General features: G+C 41.5%; 17 protein-coding genes. 9 read left to right on the forward strand and 8 right to left on the reverse strand.

Features of this window, described 5'->3' with window-relative positions; translation table 11 throughout:
- Nucleotides 1–264 precede the first annotated feature (264 nt).
- From ABDD95_RS08245 to ABDD95_RS08265, 5 genes are all read left to right on the forward strand, one after another.
- Nucleotides 265–1,818 carry a serine hydrolase gene (locus tag ABDD95_RS08245; protein ID WP_345951407.1) on the forward strand — a complete coding sequence of 518 codons (1,554 nt, stop codon included), beginning with the start codon at nt 265–267 and terminating at the stop codon, nt 1,816–1,818.
- 37 nt (nt 1,819–1,855) lie between these two features.
- Nucleotides 1,856–2,722 carry a polysaccharide lyase gene (locus tag ABDD95_RS08250; RefSeq protein WP_345951408.1) on the forward strand — a complete coding sequence of 289 codons (867 nt, stop codon included), beginning with the start codon at nt 1,856–1,858 and terminating at the stop codon, nt 2,720–2,722.
- A 65-nt stretch (nt 2,723–2,787) separates the two neighbouring features.
- The gene (locus ABDD95_RS08255; RefSeq protein ID WP_345951409.1) at nt 2,788–3,642 is read left to right on the forward strand and encodes a polysaccharide lyase; all 855 of its coding nucleotides are present in this window, start codon (nt 2,788–2,790) and stop codon (nt 3,640–3,642) included.
- 147 nt (nt 3,643–3,789) lie between these two features.
- On the forward strand, nt 3,790–4,542 hold the full coding sequence (locus ABDD95_RS08260) for a 5'-nucleotidase (protein WP_345951410.1): 753 nt from the start codon (nt 3,790–3,792) through the stop codon (nt 4,540–4,542).
- Nucleotides 4,520–5,461, forward strand: a complete 942-nt coding sequence (locus tag ABDD95_RS08265) for a metallophosphatase (RefSeq protein ID WP_345951411.1) — start codon at nt 4,520–4,522, stop codon at nt 5,459–5,461. Before ABDD95_RS08260 ends, ABDD95_RS08265 begins: the two co-directional genes overlap by 23 nt.
- Nucleotides 5,462–5,562: 101 nt before the next feature.
- Here the strand turns inward: ABDD95_RS08265 and ABDD95_RS08270 are convergent, their stop codons facing one another.
- The 5 genes from ABDD95_RS08270 to ABDD95_RS08290 all read right to left on the reverse strand — a co-directional run bounded on the left by ABDD95_RS08270 (nt 5,563) and on the right by ABDD95_RS08290 (nt 9,999).
- A complete protein-coding gene (locus ABDD95_RS08270; RefSeq protein WP_345951412.1) occupies nt 5,563–6,327 on the reverse strand; it encodes an SDR family oxidoreductase in 765 nt (254 codons plus the stop codon).
- A gap of 177 nt (nt 6,328–6,504) precedes the next feature.
- Entirely contained in the window at nt 6,505–6,789 is a 285-nt protein-coding gene (locus tag ABDD95_RS08275) for a hypothetical protein (RefSeq protein ID WP_345951413.1), read from the reverse strand.
- A 48-nt stretch (nt 6,790–6,837) separates the two neighbouring features.
- Nucleotides 6,838–7,269 carry a hypothetical protein gene (locus ABDD95_RS08280; protein ID WP_345951414.1) on the reverse strand — a complete coding sequence of 144 codons (432 nt, stop codon included), beginning with the start codon at nt 7,267–7,269 and terminating at the stop codon, nt 6,838–6,840.
- A gap of 82 nt (nt 7,270–7,351) precedes the next feature.
- The gene (locus ABDD95_RS08285) at nt 7,352–7,768 is read right to left on the reverse strand and encodes a response regulator (RefSeq protein WP_345951415.1); all 417 of its coding nucleotides are present in this window, start codon (nt 7,766–7,768) and stop codon (nt 7,352–7,354) included.
- A complete protein-coding gene (locus tag ABDD95_RS08290; RefSeq protein ID WP_345951416.1) occupies nt 7,768–9,999 on the reverse strand; it encodes an ATP-binding protein in 2,232 nt (743 codons plus the stop codon). The genes ABDD95_RS08285 and ABDD95_RS08290 overlap by 1 nt, the downstream gene beginning before the upstream one ends.
- 274 nt (nt 10,000–10,273) lie before the next feature.
- Here ABDD95_RS08290 and ABDD95_RS08295 point away from each other — a divergent pair, with 274 nt between their 5' ends.
- Nucleotides 10,274–12,145, forward strand: coding sequence for a PAS domain S-box protein (locus ABDD95_RS08295; protein ID WP_345951417.1), 1,872 nt, complete (start codon nt 10,274–10,276; stop codon nt 12,143–12,145).
- A gap of 102 nt (nt 12,146–12,247) precedes the next feature.
- Complete coding sequence (locus ABDD95_RS08300) at nt 12,248–12,622, forward strand: YtxH domain-containing protein (RefSeq protein ID WP_345951418.1); 375 nt, start codon at nt 12,248–12,250, stop codon at nt 12,620–12,622.
- A 73-nt stretch (nt 12,623–12,695) separates the two neighbouring features.
- On the opposite strand, the gene ABDD95_RS08305 is transcribed toward ABDD95_RS08300, so the two are convergent.
- The gene (locus ABDD95_RS08305) at nt 12,696–13,202 is read right to left on the reverse strand and encodes a DUF892 family protein (RefSeq protein WP_345951419.1); all 507 of its coding nucleotides are present in this window, start codon (nt 13,200–13,202) and stop codon (nt 12,696–12,698) included.
- A 126-nt stretch (nt 13,203–13,328) separates the two neighbouring features.
- Between ABDD95_RS08305 and ABDD95_RS08310 the strand changes: the two genes are divergently transcribed.
- Nucleotides 13,329–13,649, forward strand: a complete 321-nt coding sequence (locus ABDD95_RS08310) for a hypothetical protein (RefSeq protein ID WP_345951420.1) — start codon at nt 13,329–13,331, stop codon at nt 13,647–13,649.
- Nucleotides 13,650–13,722: 73 nt separating this feature from the next.
- Here the strand turns inward: ABDD95_RS08310 and rpoN are convergent, their stop codons facing one another.
- On the reverse strand, nt 13,723–15,195 hold the full coding sequence (gene rpoN, locus ABDD95_RS08315; RefSeq protein WP_345951421.1) for an RNA polymerase factor sigma-54: 1,473 nt from the start codon (nt 15,193–15,195) through the stop codon (nt 13,723–13,725).
- Between the two features lie 165 nt (nt 15,196–15,360).
- On the opposite strand from rpoN, the gene mscL reads away from it, so the two are divergent.
- Nucleotides 15,361–15,750: a large-conductance mechanosensitive channel protein MscL gene (gene mscL / locus ABDD95_RS08320; protein WP_345951422.1), complete on the forward strand. Its 390-nt coding sequence runs from the start codon at nt 15,361–15,363 to the stop codon at nt 15,748–15,750.
- On the opposite strand, the gene ABDD95_RS08325 is transcribed toward mscL, so the two are convergent.
- Entirely contained in the window at nt 15,751–16,614 is an 864-nt protein-coding gene (locus ABDD95_RS08325; protein ID WP_345951423.1) for a ChaN family lipoprotein, read from the reverse strand.
- Nucleotides 16,615–16,691: the final 77 nt, after the last annotated feature.

Below are 16,691 nucleotides of genomic sequence, written 5' to 3' on the forward strand. Positions count from 1 at the left end.
TTTGCTATTGAAGCGTATCACTGTTGGCTCAACTGGTTGATTTTTAGCATTTTGTTGGTATTTTAATATTGACAGTAAGATAAATTCTCCCTTAATTTGGTCTAACCAATTAGTCAAAGCACACGCCTTATTTAACTATTATTTGAATTGCAACGCAATGGCTTATTGCTGCACTGTGCAAACCAATAGCTTAATTAAAAGATCTGCTACTTTAAGGGTATAACCTTTTAAACCAATTTTTAACCTCTTACCAACCTGACTTGTATGACCACAAAAGTGAATAAGTATGCCATTTTGGAACGTAACATTTTTTTTGTGTTTAACCTACTGGTTGCAGTTTTAAGCAGCCAGTGTACAAAGCCGCAACTGAAGACTGAGGAGCCGTTTGCTAAAGCCCGCACACAGCAAGTCGATCAGTTAATTAAAACCTTTCAAAGCGACTTTTCTGTACCAGGCATTTCCTTGGCCATGGTCAGTGGCGATTCTGTTTATTGTACTACTATGGGGGTTGCTAACGCTGCAAACAAGCCTTTTACAGTAAATACGCCCTTTTTAGCAGGTAGCATCTCAGAACCTATGTTGGCTACTGCCGTATTAAAACTGGCCAATGATGGAAAGCTCGACCTTGATGAACCGGTAGTAAATTACTTACCATACTTTAAAATGGGGGGAGACAGTTATCAGAAAATAACCATCCGGCATTTGCTAACTCACACATCTGGCATACCTCATTACAACATTATGTGGGATATGCCCAATTATAACCCCAATGCGTTGGAGGTGACCACCCGAAGCATTGGCAGCCAACTCCCTGAATTTAAGGAGCCCGGCACACAGGTAAAACGTTCGCCTTACAACTACGATATACTGGCAGATGTAATTTGCAAAGTAACTCACAAGCCGTTTGAGGATTATATGAAGACTAATGTTTTTGGGGCATTAGGGATGAAAAGTTCATCCTTTATTAAGGTTAAAGGTACAGCTATGCCGTTTAAAACAAGTAACTGGCTTACCCACACCACAAAGCAGGATACGCTTTACCCTTATAACCGCGAGAACGGTGGCAGCGGCGGTTTCCATACTACCGCAACGGATATAGCCAGCTGGATGTTTACCTTGCTAAACAAAGGCCGTGCTGGAAGAGCTGAATCATTTGGTTCGGGTTTTTACGATGAAGTATTATCAACCCGGTTTAAAACAGGTAAAAGTACTGCTATCGGGTATGGATGGGAAATTACAGAAGAAAAAGGCCAGCGTATTTTTCTAAAGGGTAGCCAGTACGGTGGCTTCAGCAATTTGGTTGTGCTAATACCCGAAAAGAAGATCGGCGTGGCTGTAAGCAGTAACATAGCGGGTGAATTTAACCCTGCTAATTTGGGTAAACTTGTTGCACAATGGCTCATCGGTAGCGCCTTAACACAGCCCAAAATGCCCATAAGCCTGGCTATGAGCAAAGCACTTGCCCGTACCGGCGAGATAAGGGATGCTTTTAAAACTTTTTCTGCCTTGAAAAAAACAGAGCCTAACAGCTATGATTTTAGTGCACAGGCCTTAACACAATTTGGCATTAACCTTTTGCACCGTGTGCATAATAAACAACAAGCGCTGCAGGCATTTCAATTCTGTGTGCATCAATATCCTAATTCCGCGTTTGCCTACCTCAATTTGGCAGAGGCTTATGTTGTTGCTAAAGACGCTCGCAATACTCGCTTAGCCATCAGTAAGGCACAAGTGTTGCCCGACGATTCGGGCTCAAAAGCCAGTTACCTGTCATACCTGAAAGAGAACCTTGAGATTTTAGAGGAAAAGAAAAGCTAATCAAGTACTCAACCAATCCACATAAAACCAATCAATTATGAATTTTAAGAAAAACATGACCAGAATGCTGGCAGCTACCTTATTGTTGCCTGCAGTGTTTAGTGCCTGCAAAAAGGAAACGGGCAACGTGCAGCAAGAAGCCATTGTTGACAATGATGCCGTTGCAACACAAGCCATTTACGCCAGCAAATCAACCAGTTTTGCCCGCCCGGATGGTACTTATTCGCAATCGTCTGCCGAAGCTGATATGGGGCAGTTAGCCAGCGGCACCTGGAAAAATGCCGACATTTTTAGCGAGCAGGCCCGCATTCGTATCCCTGCCAATTCATTATCTAACGGTAACATCGTCAATATAGACGTATCTGACGGTACAGAGTACGAACTAACTTTCAGAGTAAGGTTCGGGCCGAATTTTTACTGGAGCCGTGGTGGTAAACTTGGTTTTGGTTTTCACATTGGTAACGGCTTTACCGGCTGTAACAAGGCTGATGACGGCACCGGGGGTACTGCACGCTTAATGTGGTACAATCCTAACGGTACCAAAACCAGCAGCAGCAGCGATGCTCCATATTTCCGCCCGTATGTTTACTATAAAGATATGCCTGAAAACTGCGGTAACAATTTTGGCAAGCAAAGTAATACCCTAAATAAAAATCAGTGGTATACGGTCAGGATCAGAGTTAAGAGTAATTCAGGAACCAGCACCAACGGCAGTGTACTGTACCAAATTGATGGTGTAACCTTACTAAGCCAAACCTTGCGGTGGACAACTGATGATAATTACCGTAAAATTAAGAACATTACGTTCCACACGTTCCGCGGCGGTAGTGAAGAATACTGGGAAGCTACTACTGATGGTTTAATCTATTATGATGATTTAAGCTATACCCGCATAGCCAGTTAAATACTAATTTAAAGGGTTGCTGTGGTTGGGGGCAACCCTTTATTCTTAATACAATATAAATATATATGCTTCGCAATCTTACTCATACACTTATTGCCATGTTGGTTGTCAACGCACTATTGTCGTGCGGTAAACAAAAGCCAATTGGCCCGTCAAACCAAAATAACGGTGTTTTACCGCCGCAAGTTACAGTTGCTTCAAAATCAGTAAACTGGAACTCTAATGCCGATGGTGTTTATACAGTTGCCTCCGCAAAGAGCGACATGGGCGATATCATTGGCACTTGGCGCAATGCTGATATCTTTAGCAATACAGTAAAAATTAAAATTCCTTCAAACACCTTATCAAACGGAAATATTGTAAATATTGATGTTGCCGATGGAACGGAATACGAATTAAGCTTTAAGGTCCGTTTCGGATCTACATTTGAATGGAGCAGGGGAGGGAAAGTAGGATTTGGCTTTCATATTGGAAATGGATTTACCGGTTGCAATAAAGCCGATGACGGTACCGGCGGTACAGCGCGTTTAATGTGGTATAACCCCAATGGTACTAAAACCAGTAATAGCGTTAATGATGCACCGTATTTTCGTCCGTATGTTTACTATAAAGACATGCCCGAAGACTGTGGCAATAGCTTTGGTAAACAGAGTGTAAGACTTAATAAAAATCAGTGGTACACGGTTAAAATAAGGGTGAAAAGTAATTCAGGTACCGCTACTGATGGTAACGTGCTTTATGAAATTGATGGCGTGCCACTGCTAAGCCAGGCAATAAGATGGACAACTAATGACGCATACCGGAAGATCAAAGAAATTACCTTTCATACTTTTAGAGGCGGGAGTGATGAATATTGGCAATCCACAACTGATGGTGATATTTATTATGACGATCTGACCTGGACAAAGATAGCCGACTAATTACCACGCTAACAGCAACTAAAGTAGGCTGAAATTAGCATGGCCTTCATTATAACAATTTTGTTCATATTACTGAGTTTAGGGCGCTAAGGGTATATTTGTGGTGCAGATGCTGATGTAGGGCACCTGCTAAATTATTTCTTATATATGCGTTTAAAGCCTCACCAGCTTTTTCTTTTTTTTCTGCCATTTTTTAGCTGGGTTTCCTGCCAGTCACATTATCAACTGGTAAAAAGTAATCGTTCAGAATACAATATAAATGATCGTCTTGCCGTAGATTCTGGCGTTATAAAAACTTATTTGCCATACAAGCAAAAAATGGATGCGCAGATGAATCGTGTTATAGGTCAAAGTGCACAGGCGCTTACTAAAAGCGATGACCCCGAAACTTTGTTGGGTAATTTCTATGCTGATGCTGTATTAACAGAGGCTAAAAAGATTGAGCCGAATATTGATTTTGCCGTTCCGACTACAAAAGGAGGGCTGCGCAACGATTTAGCCAAGGGCAATATTAACTTAAGTACCATGTTCGAGATGATGCCGTTTGAAAACGAATTGGTTACGTTAAAATTAAAAGGGACTGATGTAGAAGCACTGCTTAATTTTATTGCTGTAACTAATGGACAGCCGGTTAGTGCTATAAGGCTTAAGATAAAAGATAAACAGCCCGTTAATGTGCTGGTTAAAGGCCAGCCATTCGACCGTACGAAAACATACATTGTGCTAACCTCGGATTACCTAGCTAATGGTGGTGACAACATTGCTGGATTTAGTACCCCATTGGAAAGAAAGGTGCTCGGCTTGCGTGTACGTGACGCTTTAATTAATTATGTAAAACTGCAAACTGCAGCAGGCAAAACTGTTAACGCTCAATTAGATGGACGAGTTGCAAAATTATAATCGCCGAAAGTTTCTTAAAACCACAAGCTTGTTAGGGGCTTCTGCCGCCTTGAGCGCATACTCGTTTGATGCTTTTGCCGCCGGCGACTTGCAGCATCTTACTATATTACACACCAACGATGTGCATAGTCGTATTGAGCCTTTCCCGATGGATGGGTCCCGTAACCAGGGCTTAGGTGGTGCAGCCCGGCGGGCTGCACTGATTAAAAAGATCAGAGCAGAGCATGAAAACGTATTGTTGCTTGATGCAGGCGATATATTTCAGGGCACGCCATATTTTAATTTATTTGGCGGTGAGCTGGAGCTAAAGCTTATGAGCGATATGGGTTATGATGCAGCCACTATGGGTAACCATGATTTTGATAACGGCATAGACGGATTTTACAAGCAATTGCCTAATGCTAACTTCCCGATACTGGTGAGTAACTACGATTTCAGCAATACCGTTATGAACCAATCAACTAAGCCCTATAAAATATTCGATAAAAAAGGTTTAAAAATTGGGGTGTTTGGTTTAGGTATTGAATTGGCCGGATTGGTTGACCCGCGAAACTATAAAGAGACAGTTTATCTGGACCCAATCAGAAAAGGAAATGAGATAGCCTCACTGTTGAAAAAGGATTTAAATTGCAACCTTATTGTCTGTTTATCGCATTTAGGTTATCAATATAAAGAGAATAAAGTTTCTGATCAGGTGTTGGCCAAAAGCACCCGCAATATCGATTTAATTATAGGTGGGCATACGCATACATTTTTGGACCAGCCCGAAGATGTGCAAAACCTCGATGGCCATATCACTACTATTAACCAGGTAGGCTGGGCCGGCATAAACCTGGGCCGAATTGATTACTACTTCGAGAAACGTTCAGGTAAAAAATCTAAAGCAGCCTCTCAGTATAGTATATCAAATTCAATATAATGCTTTACCAATAATAAGTCGTAAGTAGTTGCCAATTTGTTGTGCGAACATAACAAAAAGCAGGGCGCATAGGCACCCTGCTTTTTTGCTTCAGAAGCTTATTATAAAAACATACCGCCTGATGCTTCGAGGCGCTGGGCGTTTACCCATTTGGCATCATCACTGCATAAAAAGGCAACTACGCTGCCAATGTCATCAGCTTTACCTACACGGCCTAAAGCTGTTTGCGAAGCAATGAAACTATTGAGCTGATCATTGTCGCGTACAACACCACCTCCAAAGTCGGTTTCTATAGCACCCGGAGCCACCGTGTTCACCCTAATGCCTCGGCTGCCTAATTCTTTAGCTTGGTACTTGGTAAGCGTTTCTATAGCACCCTTCATGGCTGCGTAAGCAGCGTAACCAGGTAAACTAAAACGCGCTAAACCGGTTGAAATGTTTACAATACCACCACCGTTGGCCAACAACCCTAATGCTTTTTGAGTAAGAAAGAAAACTCCTTTAAACTGAATATTAAGCAGGGTGTCAAATTGCTCTTCAGTAGTTTCGGCAAATGGTACATGTATGCCTATACCTGCATTGTTGACAAGGTAATTAAAACTGTCGGTAGCAAAGGTTTGTTGCAAGGCGCTGCTAACCTCAGCAAAAAACGAATCGAAGCTTTGTACATCAGCAACATTGAGCTGTAGCGCTATTGCTTTTTGTCCAAGTAACTCAATCTCTTTTACTGTATCCAGCGCTTCCTCTTTTTTACTGTTATAGGTAAGAATAATATCTAACCCTTTTTGTGCAAGGCTTAGTGCCATGTTTTTGCCCAGGCCACGGCTACCACCGGTAACCAAGGCTATTTTATTGGTGTTTATCATAAGTGTTGTTCAGTATTTGTTGACGAGACAAAGTTAGCCTAGCTACGCTAACAAAAAAGGTGTACTCTTCAGAATCTGTCAGGCAGTTATCTTACTTTCTTGCGGTATTGTAAAGGCGTAATGCCAGCCATACCTTTAAAAAATTTGGTAAAATTAGTCGGGTCGTTATAAGCAAACTTATAGCCTATCTCTGCAACAGATAAAGTTGGTTTCCTGCAACATTTTCTGTGCTTCCAGCAGCAAGCGCTCTTCCATAAAATCGCAAGGGGATTTGCCGGTAGTGAGCTTGATGGTATTGGTGAGGTGGCCCGGAGCAATAAATAGCAGGCTGGCAAATTGGCTTGCCGAATAGCGCTCCTGAACCTGGCCACTCATTAGGGCGCTAATATGCTCCTCAAACAACTGCAGGAAATCCTTGGTGATTTCATCTTTCCGAGTAAGTAATTTAGCAGGGATAGGCACGTAATAAAACTATGGTAATTAATGGCTGTACAATACTTGTTTTCTTGCTTACAAGCTATCCATATCAACTTGGTCTGGGCCGTTAAGTTTGGCAACATGGCATGCACATTTACCGCCAGATATTTTAAATGCTACCTTAATTATCTTATCATCGCTACGGGTAATTTGTAACTGCAGGTCGGTGCCTCTTTCGGCAAATTCCTTGCGGTGGCTATCGTCGGCTACAATTAGGGTATTGGTATTTTCGCTGGTGTTAGGCAATTCGGCGTTGTTCTTAATTTCTTTGCCTGTAGCGGTCTCAATAATTTTGTACGACTTGAAGCTAACTTCTTTACCAGATGTGCTGATCAGTTTAACCGGTATCATTTGAAACTCCTCGGTGCACATTATATCGGTACAGCCGTTGTTCGAATTTTGCTTTTGTGATTTACAAGCGGTAAATGCAAACAGGCATAACAGTATTAAACGTATATCTTTCATAGATCGGAAATTTAAAAGGCCAACCAATGGTCAACCTTTTTATGTATACTTTAAAAGAATGCTTTTTGTTTGCTATAGCGGCTTAAGCAACACAATTGGTTTTAATCCAAAATTGGTGCATGGCGCCCAGGCACTTAATCAGGTTGTTGTATCCAAGCGGCTTGGTTACATAGGCGTTTGCCCCAAAATCCAGCGATGCCCTAATATCTTTCGGATTGTCGGACGTTGAAAACATGATGGTAGGTACGTAGCGTAAGGCCGTACTTTCCCTGATTTTTCGGAGTAACTCCAGGCCAGAGAGACCAGGCAAATTCAAATCAATCAGTATCAATCGAGGCGGGGCCTTATCCTCCACTAATTTATCAAGTGTAGACAACGCAAGAGCGCCATCCTCGATGGTATGCATAACGGTTTGTTGATCTATTTGACTCAAAGCACGCTCAACAACGTCGATAAAATCTTCATTGTCTTCGATATATAAAATGTCAGGTGCTCCCATTATAGGTTTTTTCTAAATGCTATATAAAATACCGTGCCAACACCCAGCTCACTCTCCATCCAAATACGGGCGTTATGTTTTTCAATTATACGTTTAACAATGGCTAAGCCTACACCGGTACCCTCGTAGTTTCGCACGTTGTCCATCCGCTTAAACAGATCAAAGATACGGTTATAGTAATTTATATCAATTCCAACGCCGTTGTCAGTGATCGAGTATATCACTTCCGTCTGGGTTTCTTTTCCTTCAACCTTTACGTGTGGAGGGGCCGAACGGCTGGAATATTTAATGGCGTTATTTAACAAATTTGCGAAAACTTGCGTAACCATGGTTCTATCGCCATAGACAGACGGTGTGTTTCCAACCTCAAAAACTAAATTGTGGGTATTAAATGCTACAACTAAATCATTTTTTAAATCATTAATGATACTCGCCATTTCCAAGTCAGTATTCTGTAACTCTGCACGGCCAACGCGCGAGTAATTTAACACTTCTTTAATAAGGAAATTGAGTTTGTCGGCACCGCCAATTACTTTGTTCAGAATGCGTTTAGCATCTTCATCTAAACTGGAGTTCGATTCCAACAACAGTTCCGAATAGTTTTTTATAGTTGATAAAGGCGTACGCAAGTCATGGGAAATTGTAAAACTGAAAGTATCCAATTCCTCATACGCCTGTTTCAGTTTCTCATTAAGTATCCTAATCTCGTTTGCCTGGCGGTTTATGGCAAAAACCACCTCATCACGTAGCTTAAGTACATTGCTAATTTCCGCCTTGCTCCATCGTTGTGAGGTGTGTTTAACTGTTTCTTCCCACACGTCAAATGATCGCCTTGGTGACAAGCTCATCAAACCATCCTCATTAATTTCAACAGGTTTGTTAGGATTACCGGCCCAGTTAACAGTAGATATCTGTTCGGGCTTTAGCCATACAATCATTTCACCTAATTCTTTAGAAAGCGTGCACGCTAGTGCACCGCTGGCAACCGTGCTAAAAGCCTTGGCTGGTTGGTAAACGTCAGGTAATTTATGCGTATGGTATATGCGGTCTTCCATATTGGTTTTAAGCCAATCTACCAATGGTGTCATTTGTTCGGTGCTTGGAGTTACGCCAAGCATAATCAACTGATCTTCGAACGCAAGTACGGCGCCGCTGGCATCAGTTACATCTAAAATACTAGTGGTATGCTTGGTTATGGCATCGGCAACATTGCCGCCCTTGCGCAATATGCCCGTAAGTTCATCGTACGCAGCTTTATACTGGTTATTTTTACTGCTGTTCTCTTCGTCTTGTTTATATTCAAGCGCCGATGAAATTATTTGCCCGATTAGCTTGGATGCTTCACGTGCTTTGAAGTTGATGAAACGCGGTGTATAATTATGGCAGGCAATTAAACCCCACAGTTCATCCTGGTAAAGTAATGAAATGCTAAAGCTAGATGCCACACCCATATTTTTGAGGTATTGAATATGTATAGGCGAAACCGCACGCAGGGCCGAATGCGTAAGGTTTAAGGCTAATGTTTCGCCCTCGGTTGCAAGGGTTAAAATTGCAGAAGCTTCAGCATTTACATCGGTAATGATACGGGTTAAATTTACTTTATAAAGTTCACGTGCTTGCTTGGGAATATCAGTTGCAGGGTAGTGCAAACCTATGAATGGTTCAAGGTGCTCCTCTTTCACTTCTGCAATTACCTCGCCATGTCCATCATCTAAAAACTTATAAATCATCACCCTGTCATAGCCAATCAGGTTTTTAATTTGTTCGGCCGCGTTATCAAGTAAATGTTTTAAGCTTTTGCCGGTTAGCATTTCTGAAACCGATCTACCTATAGTCTTTTGAATATCAAACTCAGTAGCGGTACTGTCAGGCTCAAACTCGAGCAAATAATTAGTGCCAGCTTGCGATAAGATGAGATTAAAGCTCTCGTTGCTTATGCTGAGCCGGTAAGGATTAATGGTTTCGAAAGACTTAGTATGCTTGCCCAGCAGCAGCAGTTGAGTTATAAATCCTGCGTCTTCCTGGCTTAATAACAGCCTTTCAAGGTCAGCGATTTTCTTCCCTAACAGGCTGTTCGCATCTGTTGCCAAAAACTTTGAAATATTTTCACTGACGTAGTTAATAGCAAAGCTGTTGTCAACAGCTACTAAAAAGCCATGTGCCTGTACTTTGCCCGGAATGTGAATGGGCTCTCTATCGCAATTGGTTAAATCTACCTGGTAGTTAGTCATCGGGTTGTAATATGGGCCATGATGCCAGTGGCCTATCACAACCTGTAAGTATCAGTTTGGTTTGCGCGAACATATGATATTCGAACATTACCTAAAAGGCAAAATTATTAAATAGATATAGATTAACCTCGATTTTTTCTTAAAATTCTCGTTGTTCTTCAAAATTGTTACCTCCTGTACTTTGCCAACTTGTGAAAATTGAAACTAATACAATTTGAAAAATTAAGCTTGCTATTTCGCAATTAAATCTGGAAATTAGATTAACATCTATTATATGCTATCCGAAACAGAAGAGACCGGTTTTTCTGCCGGCAGCTTTTATCAGTCAGATAACCAACTCAGGCAAGCATTTATGCAGGCTCCTGGTGCGCTAGCTATTTTGCGCGGACCTGAGAGTTTATGTGAATTTAACAACCTTTTGTTTCAGAAGATATGTGGAGGCAGAGACCTGTTAAACAAACCCTTACGGCAGGCATGGCATGACCCGGAAGGGGGCGAATGGTTCCGGATGTTAGAAGAGGTGTATAAAACCGGCGAAACCGCACATAAATATGAGTATGCGGTAACAGCAGACTGGGACAGTGATGGTAATTTATCTGAACGCTTCTTCGACTTCGCATGCTCTCCTTATCGAAGTGCCGGAAATGATATTGATGGATTAATCTTATTTGGGCATGATGTTACCGTTAAGGTACAAGCACGCCAGCAATTTGCAGAACAACAATTACTATTCAAAGATATAACCGATGCAGCCGCAACAGCGTTGTGGACTGTTGACACCAAAGGCGATATAATTTTTGTAAACCAAACCTGGATTGACTGGACCGGCGAACCGTACGATGTTCACCTGGGCCGCGGCTGGATTGAATTTGTAGTACCGCTGGACCGTGAGCAGGTCATCAACAATTTTAGGCGGGATGTTAACCTTAAAAGCCAGTATCAGGTTGATTTTAGGGTTTTAAGAAAGGATGGATGTACCCAGTGGGTAGCGGCAACAGGAAAACCGCGTTATTTATCAAATGGTGAGTTTGCAGGTTATGTAGGCTCATGTATGGATATCACGGAGCGTAAAAAATCTGAGCAAATGCTGAGAGACAGCGAGGAGCGTTTCAGAAACATTGCCGACTCTGCTCCGGTACTCATCTGGATGACGGGTGTTGATAAACGTACTACTTTTTTGAATAAGAACTGGACGCAATTTGCCAACGTGGCCGAGTTGCTGTCAGATAATGGGCATCTGCAGAGCAGCCTTATGCATCCTAACGATAAGGAAATGGTTATCACCAGCTACAACCAGGCATTTGATAACCGCGAAGAATTTTACCTGGAGTACCGGATGAAGAGTGGCGAAGACTTTAGGTGGATTGGTATGAAAGGAGTTCCGCGGATGAACGCTGGTGTGTTTGAAGGCTATATAGGCTCGGGTATGGATATTACCGACATGAAAGAACACGAGCAAGTCAAAAACGATTTTATCGGCATGGCCAGTCACGAGCTAAAAACGCCAATTACATCAATAAAGGCGTATATACAACTGTTACTTTCCATTTATAAAGATCGTAGTGAGGATGAATTTCTGTTGAAATCCTTAAACACCGTTAATAAGCAAATTAATAAGCTAACACGTTTAATTACCGATTTACTTGACGTTTCGAAAATGGAAAGCGGCAGGCTAAGCCTTAATTGCGAGCCGTTTGTGTTGAATGATGTTTTAAAAGAAACGATAGAGGAAGTGCAGCATACAGCCACACACCATGACATCGTTTTTACGCCAGCGCCATCTTATACCGTTAACGCCGACCGCGACCGTATTGCCCAGGTAATGACTAATTTTTTGACTAATGCCATCAAATACTCGCCCGAAAGTGACCGTATAGATGTTAAAGTAAGCGCTACTGAGCATGAAGTAAAGATTGCGGTTCAGGATTATGGAATAGGTATTAATCCGGAGGAGCAAGCAAAAATATTTAACCGGTTTTACCGGGTTGAAGGGAAAAATGAGCAAACGTTCTCTGGCTTTGGAATTGGCCTGTATGTAGCTGCCGAAATTATTAAAAGGCACAGCGGGCATGTTTGGGTTCAGAGTGAAAAAAGCAATGGCTCTGCCTTCTACTTTTCGTTACCGTTGTATAGATATGAGGCTTAGCTTGTTGCTAATCTGCCCAATTACACTTTTTTGCAAATTATTTAAACAGTAGTGTTCATAAAACGTTATGCATTTATATCATCTGCTAAAAAGAACAAAGACATGAAAGATCAAACTAAAATTATTGCAGCACTTTTAGTAGGTGCTGCAGCTGGTGCAGCAATAGGTTTACTGTTAGCGCCTGAGAGTGGCTCAGAGTTGCGCGAAGACATTGCCGATTATGTAAATGACTTAGTTGAAAAAACGAAAGACAAAGCAAAAATTACCGGTGATGACCTGAAAGAATATGGCAATACACTGGTTGATAAAGCAAAGTCAAAATTCAACGGCGTATTGGGTAACTTATCAGACTACAAAGACGAGGCTGAAGCTAAGTTTGATGATGCAAAATCATATGCAAGTGATTCTGTTGACAGAGCCAAATCAGCCTTTAAAGGCGAAGCTGACGATCTGAACACTTCAGTTCAAAACGCATAATTTAAAGCAATTTATATAAACTAAAAAAGCCTTTAGCTTAACGCTAAAGGCTTTTTTAGTTTATCAATAAGCGTTAACGTTTAACATATTCGTCCGCAATCATCGCAAAAAGTTTGTCGTTATCTATCGCTTCATCAAAGCTTTCAAGCAGTAGTTGCTCCGCTTCTTTATAATTTAGTGCGGCGGCCAATACTTTTAACAGCCTGTATGAGGTTAAATTAATATGCTCTAAAAGCTGCAAGTAGAGTATAATATCCACATCATTGATCAGGTTGGTATCAGCACCATAATCCTGTGGTTCAAAGGCGTCTTTAAATACAGCAATTATAGGAACGCAATTTTCGTTAGCTGGCTGTTCATCAATAAGCACATATATTTCTTGCAGCCGCTTCACCTGGTTGCAAATATCTTCCCAAGTCTCATGTATAGCTAATTGTAGCTTGCGAAGAGAGGATATACCGATTAGATTAGGAACATGTTCCTGTAGGTATTTTTTGCCGAAATAAACTCTGTTTAAGTGATGCACAAAGTGCAATTTGAGCATCTCGGGGCTTGTTGAGTTGGCGAGGTTGAGTTCCATATAGTAAAGTAACTCATTAAAATGCGGCTTAGCAATTAGTTTAGTGAAAATTAATCTATAATTAATATTAACGATTGCTTCATCGTTTTTCAGAAAACCATCCGTGACTAAGTTTGTATTTTAAATATGCAACAAGAAAATTTCGACGAGCTTGACTTCAACGAGCAAAACAGCGAAGAGTCATTTAGAATTGAAGTTGATTTTTATGATACCGGCGATTTAAGCAACATGTTAGTCATACCTTGTAATGATACTTACATTGTTGTGGCTAACGACGAGCATTTGTGTACGCTGGTGCACACATGTAAAGAAATTGAATGCTGGGAACAGCAAGATGGCGCTTTGGATGACGACCTGGTTGAGCGAATTGGTGCCGCCATACAAAGTGTGCGCCCTGAAGCATTCAACAACGACAGCCAGGAAGAGCCTGATTTTGATAACGAGTAATTGAATAAGAATTAGAGAGACGTTAAAAGACCTGGTTTTGCCAGGTCTTCGCTTCTGCTACCAGTTTATACTCTTAAAGTTCCTTACGCAGGCGGGCTACCGGTATATTCATTTGCTCACGATATTTAGCCACGGTGCGGCGGGCAATGTTATAGCCCCTTTCTTTTAATATATCGGTAAGTTTTTCATCGGCCAGTGGGTGGCGTTTATCTTCGCCACCAATACACTCTTCCAAAATCTTCTTAACCTCTTTATTGGATACCTCTTCGCCGCTTTCGGTTTGAATAGCTTCGGAAAAGAAAGACTTAAGCAGGTAAGTTCCATGTTCGGTTTGCACGTATTTGGAGTTTGCCACGCGCGATACTGTAGAAATATCCATACCGATACGGTCTGCAATATCTTTTAATATCATAGGGCGCAAATTCTTTTCATCGCCGGTTAAAAAGAATTCATATTGATACTGCATAATAGCGTTCATTGTTTTTAACAATGTTTGCTGCCGTTGCTTAATAGCATCTATGAACCACTTGGCCGAGTCGAGTTTTTGCTTTACAAACTGTACCGCCTCTTTCATTTTTTTATCGCGCTGCGAAGCCTTATCATAATGCTCAAACATTTCCTGGTAAGAGCGGCTTACACGCAACTCGGGAGCGTTCTTGGCATTAAGGGTAAGTATCAGCACGCCATCATTATTGCTGATATGGAAATCAGGAATAACTTGCTGTTGTTTGGTATTAACCTCATTAGAGTCGCCCGGTTTAGGGTTGAGCTTCAAAATTTCGTTAACAACGCCACGCAACTCAATAGAGTTCATGTTCAACGATTTCTCTAGCTTGTCGTAGTGCTTGCGGGTAAACTCGTCCAAATAGTGCTCAACTACCAGTATGGCTTTAACAATGATAGGATCGGTAACGTCTTTGCGCCGTAATTGAATGAGCAAACATTCCTGCAAACTGCGTGCACCAACGCCCGGAGGATCGAAGCTTTGAATCACTTTTAACATTTCTTCCACTTCTTCGTCCTCGGCCATTACATTCTGTGAAAATGCCAGGTCATCAGTTAGCGACATGATAGGGCGGCGTAAATAACCATCATCATCTAAACTGCCTATAATTTGCTGCCCTATACGGAAATCTTTATCGCTCAATGGTACTAAATCCAATTGCGATTGCAGGTTTTCGAAAAATGAGCTTTGTATAGCTATAGGCATTTCCTTACGTTCCTCGTCGTCATCACCGTTTTGGTCATATCGGGAGCCGTAATCGTTTACGTTGTCGTCCTGCAGGTAGTCGTCGATATTAAACTCATCATACTCATTGCTTTCTTCGTTGCCTGAGTAATCTTCATCTGGGTCGCGGTCGGGATATTGTTCTTCCGGCTCGCTCATATTAGTTAAGCTTAAATCTTCAAGAGCCGGATTTTCTTCTAATTCTTCCTTAATACGGGTATCGAGCGATACCGTAGGTACTTGCAACAGCTTAATAAACTGAATTTGCTGTGGTGAAAGCTTTTGTAAGAGTTTTTGTTGAAGATTCTGTTTTAACATAATATAGACTACGCCAAAAATACATCAATAGGCGTTATTAAACAAAAAGTAAGTTTATAGATTAATGGGTAAATACCAAAAGCGGGGTTTTGTTTGTGCTGACATTGAATTTTGATATGCTAATATTATTGTAAATTAGCCTGCGTACAACTAATTATTCGCCTTATGTCGATTTTAAAAGAGTTTAAAGAGTTTGCCGTTAAAGGCAATGTGTTGGATTTAGCTGTTGCAGTAGTTATAGGCGCCGCTTTTGGAAAAATTGTTAGCTCGCTTGTGGAGGATATAATTACTCCGGCTATATTAACGCCTGCACTAAAAGCGGCTAACTTATCAAACCTGAGCCAGTTGGTGGTGCCCGGTACGGCCATTAAGTACGGCAATTTCTTGTCACAAATCATTTCTTTCGTTATCGTTGCCTTTGCTTTATTTTTATTTATAAAAGCAATCAACAGGTTCAAAAAGAAAGAAGCTGTGGCGCCCACAGTGGTTCCGGCACCAAGCAAAGAAGAGGTTTTATTAACTGAGATAAGAGATATTCTGGCTCGTAAGGCTTAACTAAAAGCTTTTCTGCAATTTAATGTCGGTTACAATTATATAATTGTTGGCTTTGTTGTATTTGCTCCAGTCAACCGTTTCTATATTGTCAATAGCATATGCCGCCACGTTTATTATGCGTGCTGTTGGTGCATACTTTTTAAGTTTTTCTACAGCGCCTAACTTATCCTCGCTGTGAAAGCCTCCATTGATTTGCATAATTTTGCAGCCGGCGTGTGCCTTAAGATGCTTGGTAATTGACCAGGCCATTGTGGCATCCCAAAGGTTTTGTGATTGGTACACTTGCATGCCCGGCATCCCGTGCCCTCCCATTAAAGCGGCAAACTTTTTAGCGTAGGCACCAGTTGCTGTATCAACAGGCAGGGGAGGAAGCCAAGTTTTTGCGGTGGAGCTCAAATCGTTTAAGCTGTTTAAGCCCAAGCGGGTTACCCGGTTGGTATATCGGCCGGGTGAGTTAGCAGCAATAACAGGTATGTGCTGCTGTTTAGCCAATTCTACCATCGGGCGGTAGTCTGTGTAATTAGGCCATGCACGTGCGTCGCTAATCATATTTTTTTCGCGTATCAAACCGTTGAGGTATTCATTTAGCACAGGCTGTGTATCTGTCTCAAACATCTCGAGCGATAAAGTAGCTTTGCCTGGATATTTTTCAATAAGTTTGGTAAACAACGCTAGCTCTAATGTGTGGCCAACCGAATCGTTATGTTCTTCACCATAAAACAACACATCCGCGTTAGCCATCTCCTTTGCAATATCATCAAGCGTGGCCAGCTTTTGTGTAGTGGTGTTAAACACTTTGTAGTTGTTTTGCGCTGGCGCCAGAAAGGGTATAAGTAGCAGTACATATACAAGACCTAATTTCATAATTACCTGTTTAGAATCGTAATTTACTGCCAATAAGCCATAATTTTAAATAGTAATAATTATATTTGATAACTAAC

It is taken from the genome of Mucilaginibacter sp. PAMB04274, from assembly GCF_039634385.2.
In the GTDB taxonomy this organism is placed as follows: Bacteria; Bacteroidota; Bacteroidia; order Sphingobacteriales; family Sphingobacteriaceae; genus Mucilaginibacter.